Origin of the sequence: Micromonospora citrea (assembly GCF_900090315.1) — a bacterium.
GTDB lineage: Bacteria > Actinomycetota > Actinomycetes > Mycobacteriales > Micromonosporaceae > Micromonospora > Micromonospora citrea.
Map to the genome: position 1 here is coordinate 3,034,716 of NZ_FMHZ01000002.1, position 13,274 is coordinate 3,047,989.

General features: G+C 75.6%; 15 protein-coding genes. 6 read left to right on the forward strand and 9 right to left on the reverse strand.

What is annotated here, in order from left to right:
• Positions 1-316 precede the first annotated feature (316 nt).
• Both GA0070606_RS13870 and GA0070606_RS13875 read right to left on the reverse strand, forming a co-directional pair.
• Positions 317-751 carry an ATP-binding protein gene (locus GA0070606_RS13870; protein WP_091099106.1) on the reverse strand — a complete coding sequence of 145 codons (435 nt, stop codon included), beginning with the start codon at positions 749-751 and terminating at the stop codon, positions 317-319.
• Complete coding sequence (locus GA0070606_RS13875) at positions 751-1,107, reverse strand: STAS domain-containing protein (protein ID WP_091099109.1); 357 nt, start codon at positions 1,105-1,107, stop codon at positions 751-753. The genes GA0070606_RS13870 and GA0070606_RS13875 overlap by 1 nt, the downstream gene beginning before the upstream one ends.
• 133 nt (positions 1,108-1,240) lie before the next feature.
• Between GA0070606_RS13875 and GA0070606_RS13880 the strand changes: the two genes are divergently transcribed.
• The 3 genes from GA0070606_RS13880 (at position 1,241) to GA0070606_RS13890 (ending at position 4,997) form a co-directional block, all read left to right on the forward strand.
• Complete coding sequence (locus GA0070606_RS13880) at positions 1,241-3,733, forward strand: DEAD/DEAH box helicase (RefSeq protein WP_425413045.1); 2,493 nt, start codon at positions 1,241-1,243, stop codon at positions 3,731-3,733.
• Between the two features lie 88 nt (positions 3,734-3,821).
• A complete protein-coding gene (locus GA0070606_RS13885; RefSeq protein ID WP_091099113.1) occupies positions 3,822-4,028 on the forward strand; it encodes a hypothetical protein in 207 nt (68 codons plus the stop codon).
• Between the two features lie 390 nt (positions 4,029-4,418).
• On the forward strand, positions 4,419-4,997 hold the full coding sequence (locus GA0070606_RS13890; protein ID WP_091099116.1) for an LURP-one-related family protein: 579 nt from the start codon (positions 4,419-4,421) through the stop codon (positions 4,995-4,997).
• A 288-nt stretch (positions 4,998-5,285) separates the two neighbouring features.
• Here GA0070606_RS13890 and GA0070606_RS13895 read toward each other — a convergent pair whose 3' ends face one another.
• From GA0070606_RS13895 to ssd, 7 genes are all read right to left on the reverse strand, one after another.
• Positions 5,286-5,690, reverse strand: a complete 405-nt coding sequence (locus GA0070606_RS13895) for an Rv3654c family TadE-like protein (RefSeq protein ID WP_091099119.1) — start codon at positions 5,688-5,690, stop codon at positions 5,286-5,288.
• A complete protein-coding gene (locus tag GA0070606_RS13900; protein WP_091099124.1) occupies positions 5,687-6,055 on the reverse strand; it encodes a TadE family type IV pilus minor pilin in 369 nt (122 codons plus the stop codon). Before GA0070606_RS13900 ends, GA0070606_RS13895 begins: the two co-directional genes overlap by 4 nt.
• Positions 6,052-6,180, reverse strand: coding sequence for a DUF4244 domain-containing protein (locus tag GA0070606_RS13905; RefSeq protein WP_208418639.1), 129 nt, complete (start codon positions 6,178-6,180; stop codon positions 6,052-6,054). The genes GA0070606_RS13900 and GA0070606_RS13905 overlap by 4 nt, the downstream gene beginning before the upstream one ends.
• A gap of 63 nt (positions 6,181-6,243) precedes the next feature.
• The gene (locus GA0070606_RS13910) at positions 6,244-7,038 is read right to left on the reverse strand and encodes a type II secretion system F family protein (protein WP_425413046.1); all 795 of its coding nucleotides are present in this window, start codon (positions 7,036-7,038) and stop codon (positions 6,244-6,246) included.
• Positions 7,038-8,012 carry a hypothetical protein gene (locus GA0070606_RS13915; RefSeq protein WP_425413047.1) on the reverse strand — a complete coding sequence of 325 codons (975 nt, stop codon included), beginning with the start codon at positions 8,010-8,012 and terminating at the stop codon, positions 7,038-7,040. The genes GA0070606_RS13910 and GA0070606_RS13915 overlap by 1 nt, the downstream gene beginning before the upstream one ends.
• A gap of 479 nt (positions 8,013-8,491) precedes the next feature.
• The gene (locus GA0070606_RS13920) at positions 8,492-9,703 is read right to left on the reverse strand and encodes a TadA family conjugal transfer-associated ATPase (RefSeq protein ID WP_091099133.1); all 1,212 of its coding nucleotides are present in this window, start codon (positions 9,701-9,703) and stop codon (positions 8,492-8,494) included.
• The gene (gene ssd / locus GA0070606_RS13925) at positions 9,700-10,803 is read right to left on the reverse strand and encodes a septum site-determining protein Ssd (protein WP_091099137.1); all 1,104 of its coding nucleotides are present in this window, start codon (positions 10,801-10,803) and stop codon (positions 9,700-9,702) included. Before ssd ends, GA0070606_RS13920 begins: the two co-directional genes overlap by 4 nt.
• Before the next feature lie 178 nt (positions 10,804-10,981).
• On the opposite strand from ssd, the gene GA0070606_RS13930 reads away from it, so the two are divergent.
• From GA0070606_RS13930 to GA0070606_RS13940, 3 genes are all read left to right on the forward strand, one after another.
• The gene (locus tag GA0070606_RS13930) at positions 10,982-11,362 is read left to right on the forward strand and encodes a VOC family protein (protein WP_091099141.1); all 381 of its coding nucleotides are present in this window, start codon (positions 10,982-10,984) and stop codon (positions 11,360-11,362) included.
• A gap of 88 nt (positions 11,363-11,450) precedes the next feature.
• Positions 11,451-12,023 (forward strand): TetR/AcrR family transcriptional regulator, encoded by a 573-nt coding sequence (locus GA0070606_RS13935; RefSeq protein ID WP_091107710.1) that lies wholly within the window; start codon positions 11,451-11,453, stop codon positions 12,021-12,023.
• Between the two features lie 74 nt (positions 12,024-12,097).
• Positions 12,098-13,261 (forward strand): Cmx/CmrA family chloramphenicol efflux MFS transporter, encoded by a 1,164-nt coding sequence (locus tag GA0070606_RS13940; protein ID WP_091099145.1) that lies wholly within the window; start codon positions 12,098-12,100, stop codon positions 13,259-13,261.
• Positions 13,262-13,274: the final 13 nt, after the last annotated feature.

The following is a 13,274-nucleotide window of genomic DNA, read 5'->3' on the forward strand; positions in this document are numbered from 1 at the left end:
CAAGCGCGCGCCACCCCACCCCGGCGGACCAGCGATGAGCACCGTTCCCGATGGTTGCGGGATGCGATCACTTGCTGACAACCCGCGTACTGTAGCCCTCCACAGTGTCGGAGGTCACACCGAGGGGGCACCGTGTCTCGATGATCTTCGTCGCTGTGCTATGAGAAAAAATCTGATATAGGGGTCCGTCCATGACAAGGAGGCCGCGCCCCTGGCGGGACGCGGCCTGACTGCGTACGACGCCCTCACCGGAGGGCGGGGTCGTGCCCCCTCAGCCGGAGAGGGGGCGGTTCGGCCCCGCTCGCGGGGCGGTCGCTCAGCGGCCGACGGGCCAGACCATCCGCACCTCGGTGCCGATGCCCTCGTCGACCGGGCGGACCTGGAGATCCTCGACGAAGCCGGCGAGCAGCGCGAAGCCGACGCCGGTGGTGAGATCGTCCTCGTTGAGCGACTCGTTGGCGAGCTGGTCGGCGTCCAGCGCGGCGAGGCCGAGGCCGGCCTCGATCGGCGCGCGGTCGACGACCCGCACCGCGTACGCCCCGCCGTCGGACATCTCGACGAGCACCGGGTCGGAGACGCCGTACTGCCGGTGCAGGGCGACGGCGCGCGTGCACGCCTCGCCGATGGCCAGCCGCACCTCGTCGAGCAGGTCCTCGCGGACCCCGGCCCGCCGGGCGACCGCCACGCCGACCAGGCGCGCGGTGCGCACGTGCACCGGAGCCGGCGAGAAGGAGAGCCGGACCGTCGCCATCACGCGCCAGCGCCGGCCGGGCCCGCCCCGATCGCCGCGTCGACCGTGGGGTGCAGCGGGAAGACCTGGTCGAGCGCGGTGATCCGGAAGATCTTGAGCAGCGGCTCCTTGTCGCAGACCAGCGCGAACGAACCGCCGGCCGAGCGCAGCCGCTTGAGCGCGCCGACCAGCACGCCCAGGCCGGTGGAGTCGAGGAAGTCCACCCGGCCCAGGTCGACCACGACGTGACGGGCCCCGCCGTCGATCAGTTCGAGGAGCCGTTCGCGCAGTCGGGGGGCGGTGTAGACGTCCACCTCACCGCCGACCTCGAGCACCGTGTGCTCGCCCACGGTGCGGGTCGCCAGCGACAGCTCCATCGGTCCTCCCTCGCAAGAGCCGTAAACTCTCCTGGGCATCTAACCATCCCCGCCGGACACCGGCTCTGCTCACCGGCGGAGGCCCTTTCTTACCCCGGGCCCCGGCTTTCCATCTCCGAACACCAGTGCGAGAGTGCAGGACGTGACCTTCGACGACCTCGGCTCGGCGCACCCGACGCCGCGCCACGACGTCGGGTCGTCGTCCCTTGCCACCGTATCCGCGGGCGCCGGCCCCGGGCGATCCCCGGCCGACCTGCTCGCCCGGCTGCGTGCCCGGGGCGGCGCCGACCCGGTCACCCACGTCGAACGGGTGCCGGCCCGCGCCGGCGAGCCCGCGCCGTGGCCGGACTGGACGCCGGCGGAGCTGCACGCGGCGTTCGCCCGGCGCGGTGTGGTCGCGCCCTGGCGGCACCAGGCCGAGGCCGCCGCGCTGGCGTACGCCGGCCGGCACGTCGTGGTGGCGACCGGCACCGCGTCCGGCAAGTCCCTGGCCTACCAGCTCCCCGCGCTGGCCACCCTGCTCGCCGACCCCCGCGCCACCGTGCTCTACCTGGCCCCGACGAAGGCGCTCGCCGCCGACCAGTTGCGCGCCGTCGCCGCGCTGGAGCTGGAGGGGGTACGCCCCGCCTGCTACGACGGCGACACCCCGCGCGCCGAACGGGAGTGGATCCGGCGGCACTCCCGGTTCGTGCTCACCAACCCGGACATGCTGCACCACGGCATCCTGCCGGGGCACGCCCAGTGGTCCGGGTTCCTGCGCCGGCTCGCGTACGTGGTGATCGACGAGTGCCACACCTACCGCGGGGTCTTCGGCTCGCACGTCGCGCACGTGCTGCGCCGCCTGCGGCGGCAGTGCGCCCGGTTCGGGCGTACCCCCGTCTTCGTGCTGGCCTCGGCGACCTCCGGCGACCCGGCGACGGCGGCCGGGCGGCTCACCGGGCTGCCCGTGGCCGCCGTCACGGAGGACACCTCGCCCCGCGGCGGGGTGACCTTCGCGCTCTGGGAGCCGCCGCTGCTGCCGCCGGACTCGGCCGCCGACCCGGCGGCGGACCTCACCCAGGTCCGCCGGTCGGCCCTGCGGGAGACCGCCGACCTGCTCGCCGACACGGTCGCCGAGGGCGTACGCACGCTGGCGTTCGTGCGGTCCCGGCGCGGCGCCGAGGTGGTCGCGGCCAACGCCCGCCGCGCCCTCGACGAGGCGGTGCCCGGCCTCGGCGACCGGGTGGCCGCCTACCGGGCCGGCTACCTGCGCGAGGAGCGACGCGAGCTGGAAGGCGCCCTGCTGCACGGCGACCTGCTCGGGCTGGCCTCGACCAACGCGCTGGAGCTGGGCGTCGACCTGATCGGGCTCGACGCGGTGCTGATCTGCGGTTATCCGGGCACCCGGGCGTCGCTGTGGCAGCAGGCCGGGCGGGCGGGGCGCTCCGGGCAGGAGGCGCTCGCCGTGCTGGTCGCCCGGGACGACCCACTTGACACCTACCTCGTGCACCACCCGGAGGCGCTGTTCGGGCGGCCCGTCGAGGCCACCGTGCTCGACCCGGCCAACCCGTACGTGCTGGCGCCGCAGCTCGCCTGCGCGGCGGTCGAGGCCCCGCTGACCCCGGCCGACCTGGAACTCTTCGGCGACGGGGCCAAGGAGGCGGTGGACCAGCTCGTGGCGGCGGGGGCGCTGCGACAGCGGCCGACCGGCTGGTACTGGCGGCACCGCGAGCGGCCCGAGGTGGACCTGCGCGGCGAGGGCGGCGCGCCGGTCTGCGTGGTGGAGGCCGCGACCGGGCGGCTGCTCGGCACCGTCGACGGTGGCTCGTCCCACTTCCTGCTCCACCCGGGCGCGGTCTACCTGCACCAGGGCGTCTCGTACGTGGTCGACTCGCTCGACCTGGCCGACGGGTGCGCGCTGGTGCACCCCGAGGAGCCCGACTGGTCCACCCACGCGCGCGACGTCACCGCGCTGTCGGTGGTGTCGGTCCGCTCGTACGTGGACGCGGGGCCGGTCGGCCTCTTCCTCGGCGAGGTCGACGTCACCAGCCAGGTGGTGTCGTACCAGCGGCGGCGCATCGCCACCGGCGAGGTCATCGACACGCGCCCGCTGGACCTGCCGGCCCGCGAGCTGCGCACGGTGGCGGTCTGGTTCACCCTGTCGCCGCAGTCCCTGACCGCCGCCGGCGTCGAGCCGGCCGACGTGCCGGGCGCGCTGCACGCCGCCGAGCACGCCGCCATCGGGCTGCTGCCGCTGACCGCCACCTGCGACCGCTGGGACATCGGCGGGCTCTCCACGGCGCTGCACCCGGACACCGAGGCGCCGACCGTCTTCGTCTACGACGGGCACCCGGGCGGGGCGGGCTTCGCGGAGCGCGCGTACGGGACGGCGGCCGCCTGGCTGCGGGCCACCCGGGCCGCGATCGCCGAGTGCGGCTGCGAGGCGGGCTGCCCGTCCTGCGTGCAGTCGCCCAAGTGCGGCAACGGCAACAACCCGCTGTCGAAGCCGGACGCCGTGAAGGTGCTGGACGTGGTGCTGGCCAACCTGCCCGACGGCGTACCGGCGCCCCGCCGCGCCGACGACAACGTCGCTCGCACGCCCGCCGGGGACGCGCCTGCCGCGGACGGCACGGGAACGCAGGCATAGAACCTCCGCTCGCGGGGCAAGGGTTCATGGGAGCGCTTCCATCGGCGCTCGAGGATCCCTAGCCGTCCTTCCCGCCGAAGGAGGAGTCGTGGCCGACACCATCGCGGAGACCGTCGACCTGCTCTACACGATCGACCAGGAAAACCTCACGCCCGACCAGTTGATCGCCCTCGGCTCCGCGCTCGCCTCCCTGGCTCAGGCGGAGCGGCTGGAGCAGATCAACGAACGGCTGCGCAGCATCCACCAGGTGCTGAACGCCTGGGCGCTGAAGGCAACCGTCGACGGCGGCCGATGACACGCCGGCCGTCGAGGCATCGGGGGTCGGAACGTCGGAACGTCGGAACGTCGGAACGTCGGAGCGTCGGAGCGTCGGAGCGTCGGAGCGTCGGAGCGTCGATCGATCATGCGGTGGCCGCTGAGGCGGCGGGTGGTCACACGGTGGCCGCTGAGGCGGCGGGTGGTCACACGGTGGCCGACCAGGCGGCGGGTGGTCAGTGGTCACGCGGTGGCTCATGAGCGGTAGTCGGTGAGGTGAGGCACTCGCTGCCGCTCTCGACGGATGCCGCCGGGCGGCGTGCCAGCGGCGATGGGCATGGTGTGTCGGTGCCGGGCTGCACGCGACCTGTGGGCGGGCGGATCGGTTGAGCCTGTGCGACACTCCGGCGCACCCCTCGAAGGAGATCTGATGCAGCCCGACAGTTTGCAGGCCCAGCAGCAGTTCCACATCCGGCAACGGCTTCGGATGATGGTCAACCAGTACGAGGTCCACTCCGTGGCACCGGACGGCTCCGAAGGCGGGATGCTGGCGTTCGCCCAGCAGAAGCGGCTCGCCTTCAAGGAGCAGGTGACGATCTACACCGACGACTCGAAGCAGCAGCCGCTCCTCGGCTTCAAGGCGCGCCAGCGCCTCGACATCGGCGCCACGTACGACGTGACCGACCATGCCGGCGACCCGATCGGCCAGTTCCGCAAGGACTTCGCCCAGTCGCTGCTCAGGTCCACCTGGCACGTCGAGCAGGCCGGGCTGCCGCAGATCACCGGCCAGGAACGCAGCCTGCCGGTGGCGCTGCTGCGGCGGTTCGTCGACTCGCTGTCCTGGCTGCCGTACCACTTCGACTTCGTCGCCGACGGTCAGCCCGTCTTCTCGGTGATCAAGCAGTGGGGCCTGCGCGACCGGTACGTCGTCCAGGTACAGCACCCGCAGGTCGACCGCCGGCTGGTGATCGCGATGGCCATCGCCCTCGACGCCCTCCAGGCACGCTGACCCGCCCGGCGCCGGGATACGCCCCTCCGTCGCCCCGCCCCGGTCCCCCGCCCGACCCGGTCCCCCGCCCGACCCGGCCCCCCGCCCGACCCGGCCCCCCGCCCGACCCGGCCCCCCGCCCGACCCGGCCCCCCGCCCGACCCGGCCCCCCGCCCGACCCGGCCCCCCGCCCGACCCGGCCCCCCGCCCGACCCGGCCCCCCGCCCGACCCGGTCAGGATCTGCTTCGCCTCTGGTCCAACCCGGGTCGGGTCTACCCCGACCCGGTCAGGAGCTGTTCCGTCCCTGGTCAGCCCCGCACCGGGCCGGCCCGGGCCGTCGCCGTCGCCACCCGGGCAAGGCCCGGCAGCGGCGTCACCGCCACCTCCGCGGTCACCAGGACGTCGAGGCCGTCGAGCCGGCAGGCGAGCAGCGACCCGCCGTTGGCGGCGGCGATCTCGGCGGCCCGGCGACAGGCCGTCGGCTCGCCCTGGAGTGCCTGGCCGGCACCCGCGAGCGCGCCCAGGTCCGCCACGACCCGGGCCTGCTGGCGAGCGGTCTGCGCGGCGCCGACGGCCGCCCCGAACAGGCCGACCAGGACGAACACCAGCCCGACGGCGAGCAGACAGATCGTCGCCCCACCGCGTTCCCCGGCGGTTGCACCGCGGCTCGTCGCCGGGTTGCGGGGCTGGTCCGCCGACGCCGGGCTGGTCACGGTCCGGCCGCCGGGACGCCGGGCTCCACGGCGGCGACCGCGGTGGCGGCCACGGTGATCCGGGGCAGTCGCGCGCCGAGCGCGCGTACGGGCGCCTGCACGGTCGCCGTGACCCGCTGGCCGTCGACCGTGACCGTGATCTCGGCACCCGCCGGGGCCGCCTTGCCGGCGGCGGTCGCGCCGTCCTCGCCCCGGGAGGCGGCCAGCGCCGCCTCCCGGGCAGCGTGCAGGCAGCCCGCCCTCGTGCCGACGGCGTTCACCGCGGTCAGCCCGGCGAGCAGGAGCAGCAGGAGCGCCGGCAGGCCGGCCGCCAGTTCGGCGGTGAAGGATCCCCGGTCGCGGCCGGCCGGCCGGCGCCGGTTCACTTGAGCGCCCGGTCGATGACGGCCGTCAACGCGGACTGCACGTTGCCGGAGGTCAGCACCTTCAGCAGGATCCCCGCGAAGGCGACCGCGGCGAGGGTGCCGACCGCGTACTCCGCCGTGTTCATCCCGGCGTCCCCGCGCAGGCGGGAGAGGAGTTTGCGCACGTGGCTGTCCTTTCTCGATGGTGATCAGAGCACGTCGCCGAGGACGGCGACGACCACCGGCACCAGGCCGGCGAGAATGAAGGCCGGCAGGAAGCAGAGCCCCAGCGGCAGCACGATGAGCACGCCGGCCCTTCGGGCCGCCGCCTCGGCGGCCGTGGACCGGTCGGCGCGCAGGTCGTCGGCGAGCCGGGTCAGCGCGCCGGCCAGCGCGGCGCCGCTGTTCGAGGAGCGGAGGACGGCCGCCGTGAGCCGCTCCGCCCCCGGCACCGACGCCAGCGGTTCCCACGCCTCGTCGGGGCCGCCGCCGAGTCGCAGCAACCGGCCGACCCGGGCGAGCCGGTCGGCGAGCGGCCCGTCGAGCGCCTCCGCCACGGCCAGGACCGACCTGTCCACCGGCGCTCCCGCCCGCATCGCCGCCGCCAGCAGGTCGGCGGCGAGCGGCAGGTCGGCGGCCTCGCGCAGTCGTCGCCTGCGTACGGCCGGCGGCTCGATCCGGCGCAGCAACCGATCGAGCAGCAGGGCCGCCGGCCCGGCTGCCAGGAGCCCGGGCCAACCGTCGAGGACGACGACCACGGCCAGGCCACCCAGCCCGGCTGCCAGCCGGATCGCGTCCGGACGTCGCCAGGACCGCGCGGCCTCCGGCGTGTCGTCACCGGCCCCGGAACCGGCCTGCCGGTGGGTCGCGCCGGCCGGGCGTACGCCGGGCGGCGCCGCGCCCAGCGCGCGCAGCCGGCGCAGGGGCCGCCGTCCCGCGAGGAACGCCACGACGAGCAGAGCCACCATCGCCAGGCAGGCCGGCACCAGCACCGTGCGAGACATCAGGTCGCCCGCCCCGGGGTCACGCCCAGCCGTTCGGCCCAGAACAGTCCGGCGATCTGGAGGACGATGGCGGCGACTGCGCACGCACCGCCGACCGGGGTGTGCAACAGCACCGCCACCGGATCGACGCCGATGCCGTAGCCGAGCCCGATGCCGCCGAGCGGCAGGGCGGCGAGCAGCAGCGCGGTGGCTCGCGCCCCGGCCGCCTGGGCGTCCGCCGCAGCGAGCCCCCGGTCGGTGGAGCGGGCGTCCGCCTCGATGCGCTCCAGCAGCTCGGCCAGCGGTGCGCCCGTCCGGTCCGCGAGACGTACGGCCGCCCGGGCCAGCCGCTCCAGTCGGTCCGAGCCGTCCCGCCCGTCGCCGGCAGCCGCATCGTCCCGGCCGCTCCCGGTGAGGGGGCCGGGCTGCCCGAGGGTGATTCGCTCGGCGGCGACCGGCACCGGCAGGCCGGCGCGGAGGTCGGCGGCCAGCCCGCAGAGCTGGTCCAACCGGTGCCGCCGCGCCCGGTCCGCACGCCGGCCCGACTGTCGCCGCAGCAGCGCACGGACGGCAAGCGTGCCGTAGCCGCCGAGGGCCACCGCCGCGACCGGCCCGGCCAGCGACAGACCGGCCACGGCACCGACCAGCCCCGCCAGCAGCAGCGTGCGCCTCGGCGACCCGCTCAGCACGCCCGGCCAGCTCCGGCCTCCCCCGTCGGCCGGGACGGCGTCCCGCTTGTGGGGCCGGCGGGCCGCCGTCGGGGCGGGTGTACCGGCGGGGCGTCGCGCGTCCCGGCGGGCCGGGGGTCGGGCCGGTCCCGCCGGCCGGGACGGGCCCGGGTGCCCGCCGGCGGGCCAGGACCAGGCCGGCCGGTCCGCCACGTTGCGCAGCCGCCACTGCGCCACGCCACCCGGATCGCGCCCTGCGGACGTGTCGTGCGTGGCGGCAACCCGAACGACGGCGGGCGGGGCCGCCGGCGCGGCCGCCTCGAACACGACGTCATGTTCCGCCTGCCGCCCGGTCGGCGCCCCGGCAGCGTCGGCGGCAGGTGCCGCGGCGACACCGTCCGCAGGGGCGCCCCGGCCCGGCGGGCTGACCCGGCCCGGCGGAATGGTGCCACCCGGAGGGGTGACCCGGCCCGGAGGGATGGCGCTGCCCGGAGGGGTAGCGCGGTCCGCAGGAATGGCGCGGTCCGCAGGAATGGCGCGGCCCGACGCAGTGGTCGGCGGGGTGACACCGCCCGCAGGATTGACACGGCCCGCAGGAGTGGCGCTGTCCGCACTGGTGGGACGGCGGTCCGGGCCGGACGCCTGCCGCAGTTCGGTGATCCAGTCGACGAGCGGGTCGTCCGCCCCCGCCTTCCGGTACGCCCCGCCGGAGAGCACGCGCCGACGGCCCCGCAGGCCACCCAGCAGATTGACCACGACCACCGCCGAGACGATCGACAGCAGCGCCACCAGTGCGTACGGGGCGCTCACTGTGGCCCCGCCGACCCGGGCCAGGGCTCGCGCAGGACCGGTGGCACCGGCACGCCACGCTCCCCCAGCAGCGTCGCCAGTTCACGGGCGGCCGGACCGAGGCCGCGCCCGCGTGTCCATGCGGGAACGGCGGCGACGAGGCGGTCCGTCCCTTCGGGCAGGAGCAGGCACAGCGACTCCAGCACCCGACCCCGCTCGCCCCGCCGCACCTGAAGCACCACCTGGAGGGCGGCTGCCACTTGGGCGTGGAGCGCGGGGCGGGGCAGCCCGCCGAGCATGCCGAGCGCCTCCAGCCGGGCCGGCACGTCCGACGGGGCGTTGGCGTGCAGGGTGCCGGCGCCGCCGTCGTGGCCGGTGTTGAGGGCGGCGAGCAGGTCGACGACCTCCCCGCCCCGGCACTCGCCGACCACCAGCCGGTCGGGCCGCATGCGCAACGCCTGCCGGACCAGATCGGTAAGCCCCACCGCGCCGGAGCCCTCGACGTTGGCCGTCCTGGCCTGCAGTCCGACGACGTGCGGGTGCCGGGGGTGCAGCTCTGCCGCGTCCTCCACCAGCACGATCCGCTCGGTGGCCGGCACCAGCCCGAGCAGCGTGTTAAGCAGTGTGGTCTTGCCCGAACCGGTACCGCCGGCCACCAGGTACGCCAGCCGGGCCGCCACCACGGCGGAGAGCACCGGTGCCACCGGCCGCGGCACCGTCCCCTGGCGCACCAGCTCGTCGAGGGTGAACGGCCGCTGCCGGAACGTCCGCAGGGACAGATAGGGCCCGTCGGTAGCCACCGGCGGCAGCACGGCGTGCAGCCGCGTGCCGTCGGGCAGCCGCGCGTCCGCGTACGGGGAGCCGTCGTCGAGCCGCCGGCCCGCGCTGGCGGTCAGCCGCTGGGCGAGCCGGCGCACGTCGTCCACCGTGCCGACCGGCACCGCGACCTGGTGCAGGCCCTGCCCGCGATCCACCCAGACCCGGACGCCGTTGACCAGCACGTCGGTGACCTCCGGGTCGGCCAGGAGCGGGGCGAGCGGACCGGCTCCCACGAGGTCGTCGCGCACCCGGTCGGCCATCCGCAGCAGGGCGGTGTCGCCGAGCACGGCGGCGGTGGGCTCCGCGCGTACGGCGGAGACGATCGCGGCGGGGGTGACCGGAGCGGCCGCCGCCGCGATCCGCTGTCGCACCCGCGCGGCGAGGGTGTCGCCCTCGGCGGGCCCGGTCATGCCGCACCCGCCGCGGGCGCGGCCGTCAGATCGGCGACGATGCGCTGGCAGAGGGACGCGAGGGGACCCCGACCGTGGGCAGCCGGCGCCTCGCCCCGCTCCAGCCCCCGGGCCAGCGCCGGTTCCGGGCGCAGTGTGCCGGCGAGCGGAAGCCCCAGGGCGCGGGCCACCTCGGCGGCCCCGAGCCGGCCCGGCGCGGGCCCGCGCACGATCACCGACATCGCGGCGCAGTGCGGCGCGGCGGCCGCCACCACCCGGGCGGCTGCGGCGGTGGCCCGCAGTTCGGCCGGTACGACGACGAACACCTGGTCGGCCGCCTGGAGGGCGGTGACTGCGGCGTCGTCCAACTGCCGGGGCAGGTCCACCACCACGAAGTCCCGGCCGCGCCGGGCGGCGTCGATCGTGGCCGCCATCGCCTGGGCGGGCAGGGCCAGCAGGTCGCCCCGGTCCCAGGAGAGCACCACCAGGTCGCCCCGGCTCGGCAGGGCCCGCACCAGCGCCGGCGCGTCCACCCGGCCGTCGGCGTCCGTCAGCGCCGGCCACCGCAGCCCCTCCAACTGCTCCCAGCCGAGCACGAGATCGAGCCCGCCGCCGAGCGGGTCGGCGTCGACGAGCAGGGTGCGCAGCCGGGCGCGCGCGGCGGTCACCGCGAGCCCACCGGCCAGGATGCTCGCGCCCGCGCCGCCGCGTCCGCCCAGTACGGCGGTGATCCGGGCCCCGCCCCGATCGACGCCGTCCGGGCCGCACTCGGCGAACCGGTCGACCAGCCAAGGCTCGGCCGCCGGCAGGACGGCCACGTGTTCGGCGCCGATCAGCTCGGCGACCTCGAAGCCGGGATCGGGCTGACCGGACCGGCCGACCAGCACCATCCGTGGCCGCTGCGGCAGCCGCGCCCGCAGGCACTGCTGGGCCTGGTCGGCGCCGACCAGCACCAGCGGCGCGGGCAGCCAGCGGGTCCGGGCCGCCGCCGGATCGGCGGCGAGCTCCACCTCGACGCCGCCCGCCGCGGCGAGCCGGAGCAGGTCGTCGAGCAGGTCGCCGTCCGAGGTGACGAGCAGCGGCAGGCGCCGGTGCGGCGGGACGGAGGTACGGGGTGGCATCGCGGCCTCCAGCGGTCGGGCTCCTGGGTTGCTGTCCCGTGACCCTGCCCCTGACCGGTCGCCGACCGCCGTCCCTCGCCGGCCACCTGTGGACAACTTCGGCGCCTGTGGACAACGCCCGCAGAGCGAGTCGATCTGCTATGGCCGCCGGCCGTACGGAATCGATAGCCTGCGTTGCATGCACCGCAGCCGCGTGTACGCCATCCTGATCGACACGCCGCGGGCGGAGGCCGCTCAGGCGGCGGCGTTCTGGTCGGCCGCCCTCGGCGTCCCGGCCGAGCCCGACGCCGAGTATCCGCAGTTCATCGGCCTGCACGAGGCCCTGCCCGGGCTGGTCGCCGCCGTGCAGGTGGTTGACGACGCGCCCCGCTTCCACCTGGACTTCGAAACCGACGACGTCGAGGCGGAGACCGCCCGGCTGCTCGCCCTCGGCGCCACCCGGGTCGCGCGGTGGCAGGAGTGCCGCGTGCTGCGCGTGCCCGGCGGGCACCTGGTCTGTGTCCTGCCGGTGGAGAGCCCGCCGGAGGTCTTCGACGCCCAGGCCAGGACCTGGCCGTGACGGCCAGCAGGCGAGCGGCGCCGGCCGATGGAACACTTGAACCGGGGCGGTTCTGTACCTCATGTTCCAGAACTGCTACGGTACCGGCATGGCGCGACCGAAGGCGTTCGACGAGGACCGGGTGCTCGATGCGGCCATGCGGGCGTTCTGGGCCGCCGGCTACGAGTCGACCTCGACAGACGACCTGTGCGAGGCGACCGGGCTGGGCCGGAGCAGCATCTACAACACCTTCAAGAGCAAGCACGAGCTGTTCGAGAAGACGCTGCTGCGTTACATGACCAGCCGCACCGCCTCGATCGTCGAGTTGCTGGAGAGCGACCTGCCGGCTCGGGAGAAGATTCGGACCCTCCTCTGGCGGGCCGCCGAGACCGAGCCCGGAGATCCGGTCGGCTGCCTGGTGGTCAACTCCACGATCGAGCTGGCGCCGCACGACGCGGGGATCGCCACCCGGCTCGAACGCGACCAGGATCGGCGACTGACGGCCCTCCGCCAGGCGATCGAGGCGGGCCAGCGCCGGCGGGAGATCGACGCGGACAAGGACGCGGCAACCCTCGCCCGCTTCGTCGTCGCCACGATCAGCGGGATGCGCGTCCTCGCCCGCGGCGGCGCCGATCCGGCCAGCCTGCGGGCGATCGCCGACACCGCGCTCGACGCGATCTGACAGTGGCGGCGCCTGCCGCCACCTTTCCGCGCCTTAATTTTGGACCGATCAGTTCATTACGAGGAGGCACCTCGATGCCGCTAGCCGTCTACGTCCTCGGCCTGGCGATATTCGCCCAGGGCACGTCGGAGCTCATGCTCGCCGGCCTGCTTCCCGAGATGGCCGCCGACCTGGGCGTGTCGATCCCGCACACCGGGCTGCTGATCTCCGCGTTCGCCGGCGGCATGCTGGTGGGCGCCCCGGTTCTCGCGGTGGTGACTTTGCGCTGGCCGCGTCGCACCGCCCTGCTGACGTTCCTGGCGATCTTCGCCGCCGCACACGTCGCGGGCGCGCTGACACCGAACTACGCGGTGCTGCTCGCCACCCGGATCGTGGGGGCCTTCGTGTACGCCGGCTTCTGGGCGGTCGCCGTGGTCACCGCCGTCGGCCTCGCCGGACCGACCGCCCGGGGCCGGGCGATCGGAATCGTGGCCGGCGGCCTCACCGTCGCCACGGTCGTCGGCCTCCCCGCCGGCACGGTCGTGGGGCAGCACCTCGGCTGGCGGGCGGCCTTCTGGGCGGTGGCGGTGCTCTCCGCCCTCGCGGCCGTCGGAGTGATCACCACCATCCCCGGTGGACGTCCGCACCCGCAGCGCACTCCCCGGCTCGGCGCCGAGTTTCGCGCCCTGGCCAACCCTCAGGTCTGGCTGCTGTACGCCACGACCGCCCTCGCCACGACCGCGCTGATCGTCTCGTTCAGCTACCTGGCCCCCATGTTGACCGAGACGACCGGCCTGACGCCGGGTTGGGTCCCCGCGGTGCTCGCCCTCTACGGGATCGGCGCGTTCACCGGCATCACCATCGGCAGCCGAACCGCCGACGCGCATCCCGTCCGCACCCTCCAGGCGGGGGTCGGAGGGCTCGTCGCCGTCTCGACGCTGCTCGCCCTGGCCACCGACGTGCCCGCGCTGGCCGTGCCCGCGATCCTCCTGCTCGGCGCGTTCGGCTTCGCCACCAACCCCACCCTGAACAGTCGCGCGTTCGCGCTCGCACCCGAGGCGCCCACGCTCGCCGCCGCGATGAACGTCTCCGCCTTCAACGTCGGCATCACGGCGGGGCCGTGGCTCGGCGGCCTGGCGATCGACGCCGGCTTCGACTATCCCGCGATCGCCTGGATCGGCGCTGCGCTCGGAGTCGCCACGCTCGGCCTGGTGGCCCTCTCCGCCGCCGCCGACATTCGCGTCCGGGCAACTGCCTGACATGATCAGTTGC

What these genes read in the sequence shown, in the direction of transcription:
- GA0070606_RS13870 (WP_091099106.1), bottom strand. Translation starts at nt 751, where the DNA reads ATGGCGACGGTCCGGCTCTCCTTCTCGCCGGCTCCGGTGCACGTGCGC.
- GA0070606_RS13930 (WP_091099141.1), top strand. Translation starts at nt 10,982, where the DNA reads ATGCACCGCAGCCGCGTGTACGCCATCCTGATCGACACGCCGCGGGCG.
- GA0070606_RS13905 (WP_208418639.1), bottom strand. Translation starts at nt 6,180, where the DNA reads ATGAACACGGCGGAGTACGCGGTCGGCACCCTCGCCGCGGTCGCCTTC.
- GA0070606_RS13935 (WP_091107710.1), top strand. Translation starts at nt 11,451, where the DNA reads ATGGCGCGACCGAAGGCGTTCGACGAGGACCGGGTGCTCGATGCGGCC.
- GA0070606_RS13920 (WP_091099133.1), bottom strand. Translation starts at nt 9,703, where the DNA reads ATGACCGGGCCCGCCGAGGGCGACACCCTCGCCGCGCGGGTGCGACAG.
- GA0070606_RS13890 (WP_091099116.1), top strand. Translation starts at nt 4,419, where the DNA reads ATGCAGCCCGACAGTTTGCAGGCCCAGCAGCAGTTCCACATCCGGCAA.
- GA0070606_RS13940 (WP_091099145.1), top strand. Translation starts at nt 12,098, where the DNA reads ATGCCGCTAGCCGTCTACGTCCTCGGCCTGGCGATATTCGCCCAGGGC.
- GA0070606_RS13875 (WP_091099109.1), bottom strand. Translation starts at nt 1,107, where the DNA reads ATGGAGCTGTCGCTGGCGACCCGCACCGTGGGCGAGCACACGGTGCTC.
- GA0070606_RS13910 (WP_425413046.1), bottom strand. Translation starts at nt 7,038, where the DNA reads ATGTCTCGCACGGTGCTGGTGCCGGCCTGCCTGGCGATGGTGGCTCTG.
- ssd (WP_091099137.1), bottom strand. Translation starts at nt 10,803, where the DNA reads ATGCCACCCCGTACCTCCGTCCCGCCGCACCGGCGCCTGCCGCTGCTC.